Origin of the sequence: Enterococcus hermanniensis (genome assembly GCF_001885945.1) — a bacterium.
GTDB lineage: Bacteria > Bacillota > Bacilli > Lactobacillales > Enterococcaceae > Enterococcus_A > Enterococcus_A hermanniensis.
On the sequence record NZ_JXKQ01000005.1, the window covers coordinates 70,994 to 88,540 of the forward strand.

Sequence of the window (17,547 nt, forward strand, 5' to 3'; positions counted from 1 at the left end):
AACTCTTATAGTTCAGCGATTTTTTTAATTGATTGCCATCTATTTGACCACTTTTTGTACATCTTTAGATAACTGTTCAATCAATTGTTGCCCCTCTGCTTGCGTAGTATTATTATTCGTCAAAACAGCCATTGTATATTCTTTCCCTGCAATTATAACGTGTCCAATTGAATTCACGATCCAACCAGCTTCATTATATTGTAACCAACCATTTTTCAATTGTGACTCATCACTTATAGCTGAGATCCCCCAGTTTTGATCACTTTCAATGTTTCCCATTAAATTTTCTATATACGCTGTATTTTCTTTATTCAAAAAATTATTTGAAAAGAATATTTCATTCAATAACGTGATTTGATCTGTTGCTGTGGTAGTAGAGGTTCCCCATGCAGTCAAATCAGGCGCACTATGGCGCATTTTCAATGCTTTAAATAGTGGTGCGGTCCCATTATAGCCATCCAATTTATTCGTTAATAAGTACGTAGTAGCTTCATTATCACTTTGCTCGATCATCGACTGCATTAAAGTCCGTTCCTCATCTGAGACCGTTAATTGTTTCGTTTGTTCTAAATGTAATATCTGAGCTAAAATCGAGACTTTGATGATGCTAGCTGTATAAAATGGATTATCTTGCGGTTGATGAGTTAATTTATACGTATGATCATCGGCTTTACTATACAATGCAATATCAACATTTGTGTCTGGATAATTTTTCAACGTTGCTTGCCAACGTTCTTTTAAATCAGTTGCTTTTTGTTTTATCAATTTTTTCTTCTTTGCTTCTTTCTGATCTTCTTTAGGCTCATCGGCTCCTGTTTGAAAGATTGACCAAAAATCTACTCCTGCTTGACGCTGATCATTGATACTACTCCCAACAATAAATAAACAAATAAGTACTAACCATAGAGCAAAAAGACGCTGGAACAGTACCTTATCTAACCACTTATAGGATTTATTTAAATAGTAAAATAAAAACAGTAGAAAACCATTGATCGAAACGAATTCTGCATTATCTTTCAATAATGGAATATGATAGAAAATTAGGTACAGAATCCAGGCTAGCGTGATAGCTAACCAAAAAAGCAGTGCCTTCTTCAAGAGTTCTCCCTTTTTCAAATGTTGCTTTTTATTTAGAAAAACCAGCACAACTAACCCTAAAAAAATTACTGCTAAACATAAACTAATGACCATTTGTAACGACCTTTCTTAAAATATCTTTTAAATAATACAATATTTTTTATGAAATAAACATAAGGAATCTTAAAATACTTTAGAATAAATTGTTTTCATTACTAAATTACATTAAATTTTAAACTTATTTTTCGCTATTTTTAAAACAATTAATAAGTAAAATTCAAAAAAACAAACTATTCAAGGGAAAAAAAGATAACATAAATCTGAAAGAAATTACGTTAGCGAAAAAGCGTTTATTTTTTGTTTCTTCAACAAGAAGGGTATACTTATTTTATGGAGGTGAAAGAAAATGGAAAGAAAATCAGGTTTTAGTTTTCCATATTTTTTAGTAGGAATTTTGTTCATTTTAGTATCTCTTTCAGCATTCAAAAATCCAGAAAGTAGTTTGTTAGCCATTGTTTATATTTTTGCTTTATTGGCTATTTTTAAGGGGATTTTCGAATTGTTTGTAAGACGTAAATTACACGAATTTACGAATCAAAAATCTACGATGTTGATTATCGTTGGGATCTTCGATTTACTAGTAGGGATTTTCCTATTCTTTAACGCTTCAGCTGGGTTAATTGCGTTACCTTATATTTTTGCGATCTGGTTTATTGTCGATTCACTCGTAGCATTAGCTGAATCTAGTATTTTTCGAACACGTGGAACAGGATTTTACTGGTTTAATTTAATCATAAACATCCTCGGAATAATTTTAGGTTTCATGCTATTGTTCAACCCAATCACTTCAGCATTAACACTGGCATTTTTAGTTGGTTTTTACTTTATGATGATGGGAATTTCATTTATTGTTTATGCTTTTTAAGTCAAAAAACCATTCTCTTAATAAAGAGAATGGTTTTTTGATTTATTTTTCTTTATCTTCTAAATTTCGAGTTAAATGTTCCACAGCTTGTGTTAGCTCAGAAACTTTTGTATGTAGTTCTTCAATCTCAGAAGCTTTCTTTTTTTTATTTGTATTTCGATCCTTGAAGTAATTTGTGATCGTTGATGTCAACATGCCAATAAAGCCAATGCCAAAAAGCATTGTTATCGCTGCAATAAACCTACCCAAATCTGTTTTTGGAACAATATCACCATACCCTACAGTCGTCATGGTTACTAAACTAAACCAAATACTATCTTTATAACCAATATTTTCCGCAAGGCTATAAAAACCACTACCAACAAAAATGATACAGCCACTAGCATACAATGCATAAATGAATCCATTGCGATATAAGATACTGTTTTTATTGTGTCCTAGTTTTGCCAATAAATTGACGATACGAAACAAGCGATTTGCTTTTAACAAAAAAACACCACTCAAAAAATTCAGCGGAATAATTGCTAATAAGTCAAAAATATTATTGATGAAATACGCCTTTTTATTCGATGCCCTAAAAAGACGGACCATGTAACTGATAAAAAAGAAGAGTAAGATACACGTATCGATTTGCCGGTATGGAAATTGATTGATATCAATTATACCAGCCAAGCTTAATATGAATAATAAAATCCAAAAGAACGTTAAGACAAAATCACCAACAAGATACAATTGATTCCTCCATCCTTTATCCAAAAATCTCACTCCTTTTACTCTCAAAATGAATGGTCCTGGCTTCTTTTATGAATGTAAAAAAAAAACTAACGATTCTCTTCGGCACGATAACAAATTCCTAACCCTTTTAAAAAATTACGCATGTATTTGTCACCACAAGGTTTAAAATTACGATGCCCCTCTTTTCTCAAAATCGCTCCTAATTCACCTTTAGACGGATAAACTCCTGCTTCCGCAAAGATAGTCAACATATCATCACTCGTTAAAAACAAAGCGATTTTTAATTTTTTCAACAAAATATTATTGATATATTTGATTTCTTTACTCCTAGGAGCAACTCCCACCTCGGATTTATTTTTTTGCGGACCTCTTTTTAAAGTAATAAAACCGTTTAAAAAAGAATCCAAGACGTGGTTGTTGATCGGCTTCAGATAAATATTGTCTTCATCTGGTCGCGTTTCTTTTTCTTTAGTCAGCATCGCACTAACTTCCTCATGTGTAACTGTCATTCCACCAAGTTCAAAAGCTCTAATCAGGTCTTGATCCTTTATATCTACTGCGTATCTCAATCGTAACAAGCGATCATTATTGTTCATACATTCTCTCCTATATATCTATTTTTATTGATTTATTTTTGATAAGAATAAATTTTACACACATTCATCATACAACTTCTTTTTCTTTAAGGAAATGATTTACAAATAAACCTTTCAGTTCTACTATTTTTAATTTATAAAAAATATGCGCTGCTAAATTAACTAGTAAAAAAGACTACTCCTCAAAGTAGCCTTGTTCTGGTTATTATTGATACGCACTGATTAATTCTTGTAATTTTGCTTGTGCTGCAGTGTCCTCAGAAATTTGAAAGTCCAGTGTTGGCGGATAGTCCATTTGAGTTCCTTCGTCATTGTATTCACCAAAACCAGTATTCGTACTTACAGGCGTTCCGTTGCCGGTCTTTAATTCATAAACCATGCCATTATCCCCAAGTAAATATTTGCTTACTGGCTTTGACCAATCCATTTTTGCCGAATAATTGGTTGCAAAAGAATCTGCAAACAGTTCTTGCTTTCCAATGTTACCATCTTTAGCTGTGTAGAAAACACACCCACCAATGGCATGAATCGCAAATGAACCAAACCCTGGATAGCCGTTGTTTTGAACTTGAACTTGCCCATCGGGGGTATTTGCATACCAATCACCCTTACCAGCTGCACCGTGATCAAAGTACCAATCACTCACTGCCATATTTCCTATCTCAGCTCGTTGACTTGCCCACCCCAAGAAATCATTGGTGATTTGTCCTTTTTGATTGTCATTTAACACAATCGACTTATTTTTTTGTGCTTCTTTCTGACTACTACTTTGAGATTCTGAAGTAATACTTGCTTCACTTGAAGTACTTGATGACGTTGAAGTTGTTTCCGAAGTTGCTTTAGAAATTGACGGCATGGAAGTACTTTTTACAATGATACTATCACTACTTTTCGATTCCGTTTGTTGTTCTTTTTTTGTCGATTGACACCCTGCTAAAAGTACGATCGAACATGCTCCTACCAAAAAGACCGCTATCTTTTTCATTGATTTGTCCCCCAAATAGTTTTGTTTTTATACAGTTAGATTATAACACTATTTAAAGTAAGGATTTCATCTTAGAGAAGTGATCCAATTAAAGTGGCTCCTTTAATTTGGAAGCGCTAATCTTTTATCTATAAAATACTTACGGCATAGTTTATACTAAATATAATGATAGAAGTAGAGGGGCTGAAAAAATGTTTCAACAAAAAAAAGTCTATAAAAGTATGGAAAATCGCAATTTCACTTCAGAAAGTTTGCTTAAAGAATTAGAAGATTTAAAACTATTCAAATTCGATAATGTTTCTTTTACAGGTCTAGCATTAAACATTGAAATGCTTGTTCCTCAATATTTACGAGATGATAATTTTAATCTAATTGAGGTAAAAGGCGGTTTAGCAAAAAAAACCTATGCGCTTTGGTTCCATGATTTATCGCTAGCAATTGACATTTTTAATCATTTTGTTGATTATACTAATGAACATTTTAATAATTATTTACAAGAATCTGAGCGTTATCAAGCTGAGACGGGGAATAGTCCCTCATCGCCTGAATATAAAACTTATTTCGAACAAGGGAATAGTATGTATTTTCATGATGTCTTGCATAGTGTTTTTGATCTTTCTAGAAAAATCGATCTTAGTGTAGAAGATTTTAAAGAAGCGCTAGCAGCAGATGGAATAGATCCATCTCAATACGTTTTACCTACAAAAAAAGTGTTTAATAATCATCTTTAATAGATTAAAAAGAAGCTCCACTTATAATTACTTACACGTAATTATAAGTGGAGCTTCTTTTTCTCTTTTTTATAGATAACTACTATTAAACTAATCAAAACAATAATACCTATGACTAGAATGATTGTCGGTTTACTAATTCCCTGAATCAGAGTGTCTCCTCCACAAGCATAAAGAATAGATGACGGAATAACACCGATAACGATGGATAGAAGGATTTCTTTTAGTGGTAGCTTTAGCGCTTCAGCCGTGATATTGATCACTGAAGAAGGAATAACTGGAACCATGTACCCTAACATCAATCCTATTCTGGGATGTTTCAACTCTGTTATAGATTGTATCCAATGATTCGATTGTTCTTTTTTATCAAATAATTTAAACTTACTCATACAATAAATGGCGATTGTATTCCCAATTGTATTTCCCAAAATATTGATTATTGATCCTAATAAGGGACCAAAACTAAGCCCTGAGATCACACCAACTACCGATGTAGGAACTCCTGGTACAGCACACATCATAGTTGTTAATCCTATCAATAAAAGTGCTGATAACATACCGTGCGATTGGACTTCTTTTACAAATCTTGCTTTACTGGTTTTTGGATCAATAAATAAATGAATGTCTTGTTGATATTGTAAATACAAATGATAGCCCAAAATAATCATTAGAAGAATACCAAAAACAATCAGGAGTGTTTTCACTCTTTTTTTATTCAACTCATTCACCCACTTCGCTCATTAATTATACAGATATTCGTGGTTAAGAACGCACACAAATAATCTATTATTTGTGGTATGGTTCATTATTATTGATTCTAAAGGTTCGGTAGATTTGTTCGACTAAAATCAGACGCATCAATTGATGTGGATAGGTCATTTTACCAAAGGATATTTTGGCGTTGCTGCGGGTCAATACTTGGTCACTAAGCCCTAATGAGCCCCCGATCACGAAAACAAATTGACTTTTCCCGCTTGTTTGGAGACTATCCAACGTAGCGGCGAATTCTTCACTACTTGGATTTTTTCCATTGATTGCTAACGCAAAAACATATTCTTGTTCTTTGATTTTAGCTAGAATACGCTCGCCTTCTTTTTCTTTCACTTGGATCATTTCTGCCTCACTAAGTTTTTCAGGTGCTTTTTCATCGGCTACTTCAATCAAACTGATTTTACAATATTTAGACAGACGTTTTGTATATTCGTTGATTCCTTGAACTAAATATTTTTCCTTTAATTTTCCCACTGTAATAATTTTGATATTCATTTTCTACTCCCATACTAGTTAAATTTTTTCTTTTTCTTAGTAACAACTTATACTTGTCCACTGTTTTTAATACCTTAAAAAGAAATACACTCACTTTTCCACGTACTTATGCACACTAATCACAGGTTTATCCACAGATAAAACTATAAAAAGCTCTTGTGTTACAAGTTTTCATTAGACAAACACTTGTTTTCCACTTATTTATCCACTTTTTCCACAAAGCTGTTGATAACTTTATTTTATTCATCAACACTGTTTTTCCTAGGTTTTCCACTGTTGTTGTGGAAAACAATCAATTAATCTTTGATATATTTTTTCCTACAAATCTTTTTCATAAAAAAATCAAATCAGTGTAGTAGACTTAAGTTATAAGATAATACTATACTCAATATAACTTAATTTATAGTAGAGGTGGAGGAAATTATGGTAAGAAAAGATATTACACCCCGGCCAAAAAGATCTGCTGGCTTTTTAAAGCGATTTGGGATTAGTTTACTAGGTGGTGTCCTTGGGGCTGTTCTAACGATCGGTATTTTTTATGTCGCAAATGGTTCACTACTATCTCCTAGCAGTCAAACAGCTAGCGGTTCTCCTAGTGCTGGGAATACAAAAGTAAGTAATATGAAAGTCGATGTTAATTCAGATGTCACTGATGCCGCTAAAAAAGTTCAAGGTGCGGTTGTTTCAGTCATCAATTTGCAAAAACAACAACAAACTCAGAGTGGTTTAGGCGGATTTTCTGATATTTTTGGTAACGACAGTGATAGCAACAGCAGTTCTTCATCTAGCGAAAATAGTGACTTAGAGGAATCTTCTGAAGGTTCTGGTGTTATCTACAAAGTTGAAGGCAATACTGCGTATATCGTTACGAATAATCACGTGGTCGAAAATCAAGATGGTCTTGAAGTACTATTAGAAGATGGGACAAAAGTTAAAGCTTCTTTAGTTGGAACAGATTCTTATACTGACTTGGCCGTATTGAAAGTTGATTCCGAAAAAGTCTCTGGCATTACTGCCGCTACTTTTGGTGACTCAAGTAGTCTAAAAGTCGGTGAACCTGCAATTGCATTAGGATCTCCTTTAGGTTCTCAATATGCCAACTCTGTTACTTCAGGAATTATCTCTTCATTGAATCGTCAAGTAGTCAATCAAAATGATGATGGACAAACAATCAACATCAATGCGATCCAAACGGATGCAGCGATCAATCCCGGTAACTCCGGTGGTCCTTTAGTGAATATGGCTGGTCAAGTAGTCGGAATCAATTCTAGTAAAATCGTTCAAACAGAATCAAATGTCAGTGTTGAAGGAATTGGTTTTGCTATTCCAAGTAATGATGTGGTCAATGTCATTAACCAATTAGAAAAAGATGGCAAAGTTATCCGTCCAGCTTTAGGGATCTCAATGGTCAACCTTTCTGATCTTTCAACTGAGCAATTAAGTGAGATCATCAAAGTCCCAAGTTCTGTCACACAAGGTGTCGTGGTTGCAAGTATCCAGTCTTCAACTCCAGCCTCTCAAGCTGGTTTGAAAAAATATGATGTAATCACAAAAATAGATGATACCAATGTTACGACGGGTGTAGAATTACAATCTGCTTTGTACAAACATAAAGTTGGCGATACTGTAAAAATTACTTATTATCGTCAAGACAAGAAAGAAACGGTTTCTGTAAAATTAACCTTAGATTCTAGTTCATTGAAATCAAATACAACGACCCAACAAGGAAATAGTAACTAACAAATAAAAAAATCCGTTGAGAGGAATACTCTCAACGGATTTTTTTATTTGCCTACTTCAAATTTTTCTCCAGTTTTCGCATCTGCTGCTAAAACTAAGATTCCTTTTTTCTCAGGCGCATTCGGTAAATGTAATTCTTTTGCAGAACAGATCATTCCAAAACTATCCACACCACGAAGATTTCCCGGCCAGATCATTTGACCATCCGGCATCATCGCACCTGGTTTTGCTACAACCACTTTCTGACCTGCTTCGATATTTGCAGCGCCACAAACGATTTGCAGCGTATTGCCACCATCTACTTCGGTTTCAGTAATATGTAAATGATCTGAATCCGGATGTTCCACACATGTTTTTACATGACCAACAACAAATTTAGGAGAAAGATCTGCAACTAAACGTTCTTCATACCCTGCTGTTTTTAGTTGTTCATTTAATATGTCGATATCGTTCTCTCTAAGTTCTACTTGACCATTTCCTTGAATCGTTACGTAATCAGAAACATTAAAAAAGTTCCAAGCAACCGTTTCGCCATCAATTGTTTGGATACGAGCTACCGCACCTTTTCGTTCTGTTTTATTTTCTTTATTTTCATCGTTTTTGACGATCACCATCAAAGTATCGCCGACATTTTGTTTATTGTATGCAAAAATCACGTCTTTACCTCCATCTATAATCCTCTCGTATCTTAACAAATACTACGGGTCATTTGCATGAGATTTTTTTCATTTCCAATAAAAAAAACGGATAGTTTCATTAAAAATTTATCCATTGATTAGTTATTTTTTCCCAAATAAAAAGCTGGACAAGCCAGCTTTTTATTCCGCGCTCGGATGAACTACTAACACATCACAGGTGGCTTCTTTGATCACATAACTAGCTACACTACCGGTCATGAATCGTTCAGCCGCATTTAGTCCTGATTGACCGACCATCACCAAATCAACATTATATTTTTCTGGTAACGTCTTAGCCATCGCTTCTTTTGCTGAACCATAAGCAATGACCCCTTCGATTTTTTCATATCCGGATTCTTTACCAATTTGTTTACAATCCGCAATCAATTCTTTGGCATCTTCTGTTAATTGATCCATAATATTTTCATTCAATGGCGAATAACTCATGAACGTGTAAAATTGATGATCGATCACATTAGCCACATAAACGGTCCCATCATTTCTTTTAGCTACCGCCAAGGCTTTTTTGAATGCTTCAATTGCTTGGTCACTACCATCGATACCAACTAAAATATTTTTATATGATTGTGTAAACATAAGAATTGCCTACCCTTCTACTCGTTGTAAGAAGCCTGCGATTTCATCTTTCGTTTTACGATTTTTATTGACCAAACGCCCTAATTCTTTTCCATCGTCTACAACGACAAAACTAGGGATCCCAAAAATACTCCACTCTGCTGCTACATCTATATACTCATCACGATCTACTTGGATAAATTGAAATTGTGGAAATTCTTCTTCAATCGCAGGCATTTGTGGTTTAATAAAGTTACAATCTCCGCACCAGTCTGCGGTGAAAAAGAACACATTTTTTCCGACTTGTGCATATTTCGCTAACTCTTCAATATTTTTTGGGATAATCATTTCTTCACGACCTTTTCTTTTACTAATTTAATTATACACGTTTCTCAGTTTTTGAGAAAGGAGCGACTCTCGTTGTCTAACAGCCTAATTGTTCTTATTCTATGTTAAAATAAAGCGAACATATCCAAGAGGGGGATCGCATTATGGAGAAAGCAAAAAAATTTATGCAAGGTCTGATGTTTGGTTCGGCACTCGGTTTAGCCGGTGGGATCGTTGCACATCATTATTATCGTAAACAGCAAAACAGCTCTCCTGATAAAATTTTAGATCAAATCAAAGCGGAATTTTTGAAAGAAGGACCCATCGAAGGTTCTTGGATTTCTTTTGATACAGAACATTTACAAAAATTTGCAATTTCAATGGAAGTTCTTTCTGGTGGGATTACTCGCACAGAAGATGAGCAGCTCGTTGCTTATGAATTTAAAGCCGATGCTAAAACCGGTGCAGTTTTAAGTATTGAACGTATCATTAATGAATAATGAGAGATTCAAAAAGTTGCAAACGTTCTATTTTTGTAACTTTTTTATTTTATCTATTACTACGTTATTGATAATCATGCTTTATAATTACAAAAATAACATCTTTTAAGATTATAATGGTCAACAAAAAAACGGGCACGCTACGCGTACCCGTTTTTCATCTATTTGCTCTATTTTACTAAACGATAGATAGCATCTGCATAGATCACTGCAGAGTTTAAAATATCTTCCACAGACATATATTCGTTTGCTTGGTGCATTGTATCTTCAAATCCTGGGAATTGAGCACCGTAGGCAACACCGCGTTCTAGTAAACGACCAAATGTTCCGCCACCGATAACCATTTCTTCACCTTTGATCCCAGTATGATCTTCAAAAGTATCCAACAAAGTAGCCACTAATGGATCATCAGCTGGTACGTAGTGAGGCAACATGTGGTGTCCCCCCATCGTTACGTTTACATCTGAACCAAATAATTCTGTTAATTTTGCTTGGACTTCTTCAGCCGTTGTACCTTTAGGGTAACGGAAGTTCAACGTGATATGATTGTCGTTATCTTGACCATCTTTAAAAGTAAAGATACCGGCATTCATTGTCAATTCGCCCATCTTTTCATTGTTGAAGTCTACGCCAAGTTTTTTCCCATAAACATCTTCATGAATGTATTTTGCACTATTTTCGATAAATGCTTTCGCACCTTTTTCGAAATCATAGTTATCTAGGAAAACAGCTAAGAATGTTCCCGCGTTAGTCCCTAGTTGTGGGCTTGCCCCATGAGCGGCTTTTCCATCTAAGTTAAATTTAACGGTCGTTCCAGCTACTTCAGCAGTCCCTTTAACCGGATTTTTTTCAACAAAATCAGCAAAATCTTTTGCTAATTGTTCTGCCGCAGCTGAATCAGCAACTTTTACTTCAGCAACAGCATTACCTGGAACCATGTTTTCACGCAAGCCAGCTTCAAAGTTTACTAACACATAAGATGTTCCATTTGTGCCATCAAAATGAGGGATCATTGTAACGTTCCCTTTTTCACCATTGATGATTGGGAAATACGCATCTGGAGAGAAACCAAAATCAGGTTTTTCTTCATGTTCAAAGTAATAGTCCATATCTCCCCAGCCGCTTTCTTCGTCGGTACCGAAGACAAAACGGATTTTTTTAGAGATTGGCAACCCTAATTCTTTAATGATTTTAACTGCGTAGTAAGCGGCAACTGACGGGCCTTTGTCATCACTTGAACCACGTGCATATAATTTTCCATCGCGGATTTCTGGTTCATAAGGATCTGAATCCCAACCATCACCTGCAGGGACTACATCTAAGTGACCGAAAATACCTAAAGTTTCATCGCCATCACCATAGTCAAAATGTCCAGCATAGTTATCAACATTTTTAGTTGTGAAGCCATCACGTTCAGCGATCTCTAACATTTTTTCTAATGCTTCGACCGGTCCTGGTCCGAATGGAGCTTCTTTTGTTGCTTTGTCGTCTTCACGTTCACTCTTGATGCGTAATAAAGTGAATAAATCTGCTAACAGATCTTCTTTGCGTGCTTCGACTTCTTTTTTAAAATCGATTGTCATTGAAAGATTCCTCCTTTAATTTAACCCACTATAATGATAGCATTCTCCGGACCAGAATAAAAATGAAAACTCTTTAAGAAACCCGACGACAGACTCTTTTTTTTATCTTATAATAAAAACAAATAACCGGATTTCGCCGATTATTTTCATAACATTCTCACTTAACGAAAGTAGGTGTTTAAATGGTTCAAATGAACGCAGAAATTTTAGCTAAAGTGATCACGAAACGCCCTGAAATTTCTCATAAAGGGACCTTTGGTAGAGCCGTTTTGATTGGTGGAAATCAACAATACGGTGGTGCGATCATCATGAGTGCCGAGGCCTGTATCAAGTGTGGCGCTGGACTTACAACAGTCATTACAGCTGAGAAAAACCATACCGCTCTTCATACTCGTTTACCGGAAGCCATGGTTTTGGCTTTTTCGGAAAAAGCGGCCATTCAAAAAGTACTTGATTCGGCTACTGTTATTTTGATTGGACCAGGCTTAGGTTTAGATGCTCCCGCCTTAAAGCTGCTTAAAAATATCCTAGCTGTCCAAAAAGAAAAACAATGGCTAGTCATTGATGGCTCTGCTATCACGCTCTTTAGTGAAAATTCGCTGACTCTTCCTCATCCAAAGCAAACAGTTTTCACGCCACATGAAGCCGAATGGTCACGTTTGAGTGGTTTGGCATTAGATGAACAAACTACAGAAAATAATTGTGCTAAACAAGCTTTATTAGGGGCAAAAATTGTATTGAAGAGCCACCGAACAACCATATATGATAATTCAATTGCCTATTATCATAATCCATTAGGAAATCCTGGTATGGCTACTGGAGGGATGGGGGATACCTTAGCTGGAATAATCACTGGTTTTTTAGCTCAGTTTGATAAAACGATCGATACAATTGGCGCTGCTGTTTACTTGCACAGTCTGATTGGTGATGAATTATACCAAAAAAATTATATTGTATTACCTACTTCCATTAGTGCCGCTTTGCCTACTTATATGAAACGATCGATTGAAAGGAATTAATTATGGAAAAATACCCTGGTTATGTACGTAAACCGTTTTATTATGAAACTGATAAAATGGGCATCATTCATCATTCAAATTATATTCGTTGGTTTGAAGAAGCCCGCGTCGATGCATTGAATTTTATGGATTGCCCTTTTGAAAAAATCGAAGCTGAAGGAATCATGATTCCGGTCTTAGGAGTCAGCTGTGAATACAAAGAAATGGTTCGTTTTGGTGATGAGGTAGTGATCAAACCTTTTGTAACAAAATACACTGGTACACGTTTAGATTTTGAATACCGCATCTACCAAGGGGAAAAATTGGTTACGACTGGGACTAGTCAGCATTGCTTCATGTCTTATGAAAACAATCGACTGATCCAACTTAAAAAGACACACCCAATAATCCATGAATTATTTTTAGATTACTATGAAACAACGAAAGAAAGTTATTAAAAAAAGCTCACCTCAAAGTTTTGAGGTGAGCTTTTTGATTTGATTCTAATTATTTATACTTTTTCTTTAGGTATAGATAGAATGGAATACCTAATGCTGTAATTATGATACCGATCATCGCTAATTGGAATTGGTTGATTAATGTCATAACTAAGATGAATAACCCACCTACGATTGCAATAATTGGAATGATTGGATAAAGTGGCACTTTATAAGGACGAACCATATCTGGTTCAGATTTTCTTAATTTGATAACGGCGATAAATACTAATGTGTAGAAGATCCAGATAACGAAAACTAACATATCTGTTAACATATCGAATCCGCCGATCATCATCATGCCTACAGCAATTACTAACTCTAAGATACCTGCAATATAAGGTACTTTATTTTTGTTTAATTTCACTAATTTATCAGAGAATGGTAATTGTTTTTCAAGACCCATTGTATAAGGCAGACGCATACCGGTCATTGTATAACCATTGATGGTTCCATATACGGAAATCAAGATACCGATCGTTACTAATTTACCGCCCATGCCGCCAAAGATTTTTCCAGCAACATCCATTGCTGCATTTTCATTACCAGCTAATTGAGAAATATCTAGTGTGCGTAAGAATGCGAATTGAACTAATAAATAAACAACCATGATACCTAAAATACCACCAGCGATTGCACGAGGTAAGTCGCGGGCTGGGTTTTTCAATTCACCAGCGATATTTCCAACATGGATCCAGCCATCGTAAGCAAACATTGTTGCTAATAGACCGGCACCTAATGCTGGAGCAAAACCACCAACATGTGCTCCTGCTTCAACTGGGAATAAACTTACTGACACATCACCTTGACGTAATAAACCAAAGATAACAATTAATGCTAACGGAACTAATTTACATACTAAAGTGATTGATTGGAACATCCCACTGGCTTTTGAGCCTAGGAAGTTGATCAACATGATCGTTGTCGCTGCAATGATCGCGATTGGAATAATCGCTGCATTGCTCAAACCGAATAAGTTCTTGAATTGTATTCCAAAAATGATTGCTAAAGCGGCAACATTTGCTGGGAAGTAAATAACTACTTGTGCCCACCCTAGTAAGAAACTCCAAAATTCTCCATAAGCACGTTCGATATAACGTAACATTCCACCTGTTTCTGGAATTGCTGCTGCTAATTCGGCACCTGTTAAACCAGCACACACACTGATTAAACCACCTAAGAACCAAGACAGCATATGTAGACTTGTTGATCCTGTTACCGCTGCCACACTTGCAGCTTTAAAGAATACACCCGCACCGATTACTGTACCCATTACAGTTGAAAGGGCCGGGAAGAATGTCATTGTGCGTTTTAATTCACCTTCGTGAGAACTCACAACATTTGGTTCGTTACTTGCCATTTTTTTTCCTCCTCTATGGCGAAGTGAATGTTTGTTCACTTCTTAACTTGAATTCAAAAACAAAAAACATAAGTTACATTATTAAAAAATAAAACGATAAATTGCGATGAACTAAGTATTTGATAACTTATATTGTTTGTTCGAAAATTATTTTACCATGGGGTTATAAAAAGGGGAACGTTATTTTTTCACATTCCCCTTTTTCTTATTTTACCCTCATGTTTTATTAAGAAACCGCTGTACTTTTATGAATTGACTTTATTAAAAGAAACTTTTGTATCAATACCTTCTGCTTTGAATTTAGCAGATAATTTTTCTAGCATTTCGTCCGTCATCTTATCTAAGTCAAAATTAGGACTGAAATCCCATTCTTTACGAGCATCACTGTCATCAATTGAGTTTGGCCAAGAATTAGCGATCCCTTGACGAACTGGATCAACATCATAATTCATTTCAAAGTCAGGGATACGACGACGAATCGATGCCGCGATTTGTTCTGGATCAAAGGCCATAGCTGTAATATTGAATGAATTGCGATGTTCTAAACGATCTGCATCTGCATTCATTAATTTTACGATTCCTTCGATTGCGTCATCCATGTACATCATGTCCATATAAGTACCTTTATCGATAAATGATGTATAAGACTTGTTTTTCAATGCTTCATAATAAATATCAACAGCGTAGTCTGTCGTTCCGCCACCAGGCGCTACTTTATATGAAATCAATCCTGGAAAACGAACCGAACGAGTATCAACACCATATTTTGTATGATAGTAGTTTTCTAATAATTCACCTGCAACTTTAGTCACGCCATACATCGTTGTTGGATGCATCACTGTATCTTGAGGCGTGTTGTCTGGCTCAGCATCTGGTCCATAAGCAGCGATTGAAGATGGCGCAAAGAATTTAGTTTCTGGTCCAATTTCACGCGCAACTTCTAATGCATTCATTAATCCAGTCATATTCAAGTTCCATGCAAAGGCTGGACGTTTTTCAGCCGTTGCTGACAGTAGTGCTGCTAAATGGATAATTGTATCTACTTCATAGCGCTTAGCCATGTCTAAAAAGTTATCATAATTCGTTACATCTAGTTCTTCAAATTGTCCATCTTCAACAACTGGACTACCTTCAACTGTCCGAATATCTGTTGAAATAACATTATCGACACCTAAGTCTCTACGTAATCTCTCTGTTAGTTCTGAACCAATTTGTCCTAAAGCACCTGTAATCATAACTTTTTTCATCTGTTTATCTTCCTCTCTATTTAGCTTTCATTTAGTGATCTATTTGATGATTCCTAATTCTTTGCCCACTTGTTCATAGACTTTAATTGCATCATCCAACATCTCTTTTGTATGACCAGCATTCGGCATATTGCGTACACGGCCAGTTCCTAGTGGTACAGTTGGATAAACGATTGGTTTGGCATACACACCATTTTCCAATAATTTCTTAGAAAATTCTTGTGCTAATTTTTCGTCACCTACAATTACTGGTGTGATTGGTGTTTCTGAATGTCCGATATCGTAGCCAATACGTTTTAATTCTGATTTAAAGTAATCGGCATTTTCCCAAAGTGTTTCAACATACTCTGGATGTTCTTCGATTAGGTCAATAGCTTTGATACAAGCACCTGCTGCTCCTGGTGTTAATGACGTTGAGAACAAGAACGGACGTGCTTGAGATTTTAACCACGTAATCAATTGTTTTGTTCCCGCAACATATCCACCAACAACACCGATACCTTTGGATAACGTTCCCATTTGGAAATCGATATGATCTTGCATTTCAAAATGTTTGACTGTTCCATGACCATGTCCCATAACACCCGTTCCATGAGCATCATCTACATAAGTAATAACATTGTATTTTTCACAAATTTCAACGATTTCAGGGATTTTCGCTACGTCACCATCCATTGAAAAGACACCATCTGTGATGTACATTACTTTGTTGTATTCACCACTTTCAGTTGCGGCTTTGGCTTTGGCTTCTAAGTCTTCCATATCTTGGTGATTGACACGAATAATTTTAGCACCTGATAGACGACAGCCATCAATAATCGATGCATGATTTAATTCATCAGAAAGAATGGCATCACCTTTTTTCATTACTGCTGAAATGGCACCCATATTACAGTTAAAACCAGATTGGAAAGCAATCGCTGCTTCCGTTCCTTTAAATTCAGCAATTTTAGCTTCTAATTTTTCATGAATATCTAAAGTTCCATTGATTGTTCTTACAGCACCTGCACCTGCTCCGTAATGCTGTGTTGCTTCAACATCTGCTTCGATTAATTCAGGGCGTGTCGCAAATCCTAAATAATTATTAGAAGCCAAGTTGATCATCTTTTGATCATTCACAGTAATGATTGAGCCATTACTTCCTTCTAAAACATCGATAGTGTTGAACAAACCTTTTTCTTTTAGATCCGCTAAATTCGTTTCTAAAAATTGATCAAGAACTTTTGAACTCATAGTTATTCTCCTCCGTAGTCATTATTGCGCAGTGACTTGTCTTATTTCTAACCTATATAAGCATCTTTGTTTGCGCTTTCGTACTTTACATACCTAGTGTATAAATTTTTGTTAGCGGTTACAACTTACTTTGAAAACAATTCTTTGAATTATAATAAAATTCAGTTGTTTTCTAATTAATTTTATTCAATAATACTTTTTAATGGTCATTTAGTTAAAACTAAAAGTAAAAATATTGATAATTGATGATTTTTACCAAAGTTTTGTTTTTCACAATAATTTTATTATTTTTGCTTAATCTTAATCAAATTAATAAAAACGCTTTCAAAACAAAGGTATTTCTAATTAACTATTAATTAGTTTAATCACAAAAGAATTTTTCATTGCTTTTTTTTGCTCAAAATATTTATTCCTTAAATCTTACATTTTCTAATTGAAAATTCATTTTATTTATCGATGATTTCATCTATTTTTTTAATCAACTTCATTTCATT

At 35.2% G+C, this 17,547-nt stretch carries 19 protein-coding genes; 6 read left to right on the top strand and 13 right to left on the bottom strand.

From position 1 onward, the window contains the following. Positions 1 to 39: 39 nt before the first annotated feature. Positions 40 to 1,098, bottom strand: a complete 1,059-nt coding sequence (locus RV04_RS07070) for a serine hydrolase (RefSeq protein WP_169818193.1) — start codon at positions 1,096 to 1,098, stop codon at positions 40 to 42. A 385-nt stretch (positions 1,099 to 1,483) separates the two neighbouring features. Between RV04_RS07070 and RV04_RS07075 the strand changes: the two genes are divergently transcribed. Next, positions 1,484 to 2,002, top strand: coding sequence for an HdeD family acid-resistance protein (locus RV04_RS07075; protein WP_071857778.1), 519 nt, complete (start codon positions 1,484 to 1,486; stop codon positions 2,000 to 2,002). A gap of 42 nt (positions 2,003 to 2,044) precedes the next feature. Here RV04_RS07075 and RV04_RS07080 read toward each other — a convergent pair whose 3' ends face one another. The 3 genes from RV04_RS07080 to RV04_RS07090 all read right to left on the bottom strand — a co-directional run bounded on the left by RV04_RS07080 (position 2,045) and on the right by RV04_RS07090 (position 4,318). Next, a complete protein-coding gene (locus RV04_RS07080; RefSeq protein WP_425429340.1) occupies positions 2,045 to 2,767 on the bottom strand; it encodes a potassium channel family protein in 723 nt (240 codons plus the stop codon). A 56-nt stretch (positions 2,768 to 2,823) separates the two neighbouring features. Then, the gene (locus RV04_RS07085; protein WP_071857780.1) at positions 2,824 to 3,333 is read right to left on the bottom strand and encodes a YehS family protein; all 510 of its coding nucleotides are present in this window, start codon (positions 3,331 to 3,333) and stop codon (positions 2,824 to 2,826) included. A gap of 205 nt (positions 3,334 to 3,538) precedes the next feature. Continuing rightward, complete coding sequence (locus RV04_RS07090) at positions 3,539 to 4,318, bottom strand: hypothetical protein (protein ID WP_071857781.1); 780 nt, start codon at positions 4,316 to 4,318, stop codon at positions 3,539 to 3,541. 191 nt (positions 4,319 to 4,509) lie between these two features. Here RV04_RS07090 and RV04_RS07095 point away from each other — a divergent pair, with 191 nt between their 5' ends. After that, positions 4,510 to 5,049 carry a hypothetical protein gene (locus RV04_RS07095; RefSeq protein ID WP_071857782.1) on the top strand — a complete coding sequence of 180 codons (540 nt, stop codon included), beginning with the start codon at positions 4,510 to 4,512 and terminating at the stop codon, positions 5,047 to 5,049. 41 nt (positions 5,050 to 5,090) lie between these two features. On the opposite strand, the gene RV04_RS07100 is transcribed toward RV04_RS07095, so the two are convergent. Further along, positions 5,091 to 5,768, bottom strand: a complete 678-nt coding sequence (locus RV04_RS07100; protein WP_071857917.1) for a TVP38/TMEM64 family protein — start codon at positions 5,766 to 5,768, stop codon at positions 5,091 to 5,093. Between the two features lie 67 nt (positions 5,769 to 5,835). Further along, complete coding sequence (rlmH, locus tag RV04_RS07105) at positions 5,836 to 6,315, bottom strand: 23S rRNA (pseudouridine(1915)-N(3))-methyltransferase RlmH (RefSeq protein ID WP_071857783.1); 480 nt, start codon at positions 6,313 to 6,315, stop codon at positions 5,836 to 5,838. 423 nt (positions 6,316 to 6,738) lie between these two features. On the opposite strand from rlmH, the gene RV04_RS07110 reads away from it, so the two are divergent. Beyond that, positions 6,739 to 8,055 carry a S1C family serine protease gene (locus RV04_RS07110; protein WP_071857784.1) on the top strand — a complete coding sequence of 439 codons (1,317 nt, stop codon included), beginning with the start codon at positions 6,739 to 6,741 and terminating at the stop codon, positions 8,053 to 8,055. 44 nt (positions 8,056 to 8,099) lie between these two features. On the opposite strand, the gene ytpR is transcribed toward RV04_RS07110, so the two are convergent. The 3 genes from ytpR to RV04_RS07125 all read right to left on the bottom strand — a co-directional run bounded on the left by ytpR (position 8,100) and on the right by RV04_RS07125 (position 9,656). Then, positions 8,100 to 8,711: a YtpR family tRNA-binding protein gene (gene ytpR, locus RV04_RS07115; protein ID WP_071857785.1), complete on the bottom strand. Its 612-nt coding sequence runs from the start codon at positions 8,709 to 8,711 to the stop codon at positions 8,100 to 8,102. 162 nt (positions 8,712 to 8,873) lie between these two features. Beyond that, a complete protein-coding gene (locus tag RV04_RS07120) occupies positions 8,874 to 9,329 on the bottom strand; it encodes a universal stress protein (RefSeq protein WP_071857786.1) in 456 nt (151 codons plus the stop codon). 9 nt (positions 9,330 to 9,338) lie between these two features. Further along, positions 9,339 to 9,656 carry a thioredoxin family protein gene (locus RV04_RS07125; RefSeq protein WP_071857787.1) on the bottom strand — a complete coding sequence of 106 codons (318 nt, stop codon included), beginning with the start codon at positions 9,654 to 9,656 and terminating at the stop codon, positions 9,339 to 9,341. 143 nt (positions 9,657 to 9,799) lie between these two features. Between RV04_RS07125 and RV04_RS07130 the strand changes: the two genes are divergently transcribed. Beyond that, a complete protein-coding gene (locus RV04_RS07130) occupies positions 9,800 to 10,135 on the top strand; it encodes a hypothetical protein (protein WP_071857788.1) in 336 nt (111 codons plus the stop codon). A 170-nt stretch (positions 10,136 to 10,305) separates the two neighbouring features. Here RV04_RS07130 and pepV read toward each other — a convergent pair whose 3' ends face one another. Continuing rightward, the gene (gene pepV, locus RV04_RS07135; protein WP_071857789.1) at positions 10,306 to 11,718 is read right to left on the bottom strand and encodes a dipeptidase PepV; all 1,413 of its coding nucleotides are present in this window, start codon (positions 11,716 to 11,718) and stop codon (positions 10,306 to 10,308) included. A 182-nt stretch (positions 11,719 to 11,900) separates the two neighbouring features. Between pepV and RV04_RS07140 the strand changes: the two genes are divergently transcribed. Both RV04_RS07140 and RV04_RS07145 read left to right on the top strand, forming a co-directional pair. Beyond that, positions 11,901 to 12,737 (top strand): NAD(P)H-hydrate dehydratase, encoded by an 837-nt coding sequence (locus tag RV04_RS07140; RefSeq protein WP_071857790.1) that lies wholly within the window; start codon positions 11,901 to 11,903, stop codon positions 12,735 to 12,737. Between the two features lie 2 nt (positions 12,738 to 12,739). Further along, the gene (locus tag RV04_RS07145) at positions 12,740 to 13,174 is read left to right on the top strand and encodes an acyl-CoA thioesterase (protein ID WP_071857791.1); all 435 of its coding nucleotides are present in this window, start codon (positions 12,740 to 12,742) and stop codon (positions 13,172 to 13,174) included. A gap of 49 nt (positions 13,175 to 13,223) precedes the next feature. Here the strand turns inward: RV04_RS07145 and RV04_RS07150 are convergent, their stop codons facing one another. From RV04_RS07150 to RV04_RS07160, 3 genes are all read right to left on the bottom strand, one after another. Then, positions 13,224 to 14,573, bottom strand: a complete 1,350-nt coding sequence (locus tag RV04_RS07150; RefSeq protein WP_071857792.1) for an APC family permease — start codon at positions 14,571 to 14,573, stop codon at positions 13,224 to 13,226. A 245-nt stretch (positions 14,574 to 14,818) separates the two neighbouring features. Further along, the gene (locus RV04_RS07155) at positions 14,819 to 15,820 is read right to left on the bottom strand and encodes an NAD-dependent epimerase/dehydratase family protein (RefSeq protein ID WP_071857793.1); all 1,002 of its coding nucleotides are present in this window, start codon (positions 15,818 to 15,820) and stop codon (positions 14,819 to 14,821) included. A gap of 39 nt (positions 15,821 to 15,859) precedes the next feature. After that, complete coding sequence (locus RV04_RS07160) at positions 15,860 to 17,053, bottom strand: glycine C-acetyltransferase (protein WP_071857794.1); 1,194 nt, start codon at positions 17,051 to 17,053, stop codon at positions 15,860 to 15,862. Positions 17,054 to 17,547: the final 494 nt, after the last annotated feature.

Bases quoted from the DNA above. Each gene is read 5' to 3' on its own strand.
- RV04_RS07075 (WP_071857778.1), top strand. From the start codon at position 1,484: ATGGAAAGAAAATCAGGTTTTAGTTTTCCATATTTTTTAGTAGGAATT.
- RV04_RS07085 (WP_071857780.1), bottom strand. From the start codon at position 3,333: ATGAACAATAATGATCGCTTGTTACGATTGAGATACGCAGTAGATATA.
- RV04_RS07090 (WP_071857781.1), bottom strand. From the start codon at position 4,318: ATGAAAAAGATAGCGGTCTTTTTGGTAGGAGCATGTTCGATCGTACTT.
- RV04_RS07095 (WP_071857782.1), top strand. From the start codon at position 4,510: ATGTTTCAACAAAAAAAAGTCTATAAAAGTATGGAAAATCGCAATTTC.
- rlmH (WP_071857783.1), bottom strand. From the start codon at position 6,315: ATGAATATCAAAATTATTACAGTGGGAAAATTAAAGGAAAAATATTTA.
- RV04_RS07110 (WP_071857784.1), top strand. From the start codon at position 6,739: ATGGTAAGAAAAGATATTACACCCCGGCCAAAAAGATCTGCTGGCTTT.
- RV04_RS07120 (WP_071857786.1), bottom strand. From the start codon at position 9,329: ATGTTTACACAATCATATAAAAATATTTTAGTTGGTATCGATGGTAGT.
- RV04_RS07125 (WP_071857787.1), bottom strand. From the start codon at position 9,656: ATGATTATCCCAAAAAATATTGAAGAGTTAGCGAAATATGCACAAGTC.
- RV04_RS07130 (WP_071857788.1), top strand. From the start codon at position 9,800: ATGGAGAAAGCAAAAAAATTTATGCAAGGTCTGATGTTTGGTTCGGCA.
- pepV (WP_071857789.1), bottom strand. From the start codon at position 11,718: ATGACAATCGATTTTAAAAAAGAAGTCGAAGCACGCAAAGAAGATCTG.
- RV04_RS07140 (WP_071857790.1), top strand. From the start codon at position 11,901: ATGGTTCAAATGAACGCAGAAATTTTAGCTAAAGTGATCACGAAACGC.
- RV04_RS07145 (WP_071857791.1), top strand. From the start codon at position 12,740: ATGGAAAAATACCCTGGTTATGTACGTAAACCGTTTTATTATGAAACT.
- RV04_RS07150 (WP_071857792.1), bottom strand. From the start codon at position 14,573: ATGGCAAGTAACGAACCAAATGTTGTGAGTTCTCACGAAGGTGAATTA.
- RV04_RS07155 (WP_071857793.1), bottom strand. From the start codon at position 15,820: ATGAAAAAAGTTATGATTACAGGTGCTTTAGGACAAATTGGTTCAGAA.
- RV04_RS07160 (WP_071857794.1), bottom strand. From the start codon at position 17,053: ATGAGTTCAAAAGTTCTTGATCAATTTTTAGAAACGAATTTAGCGGAT.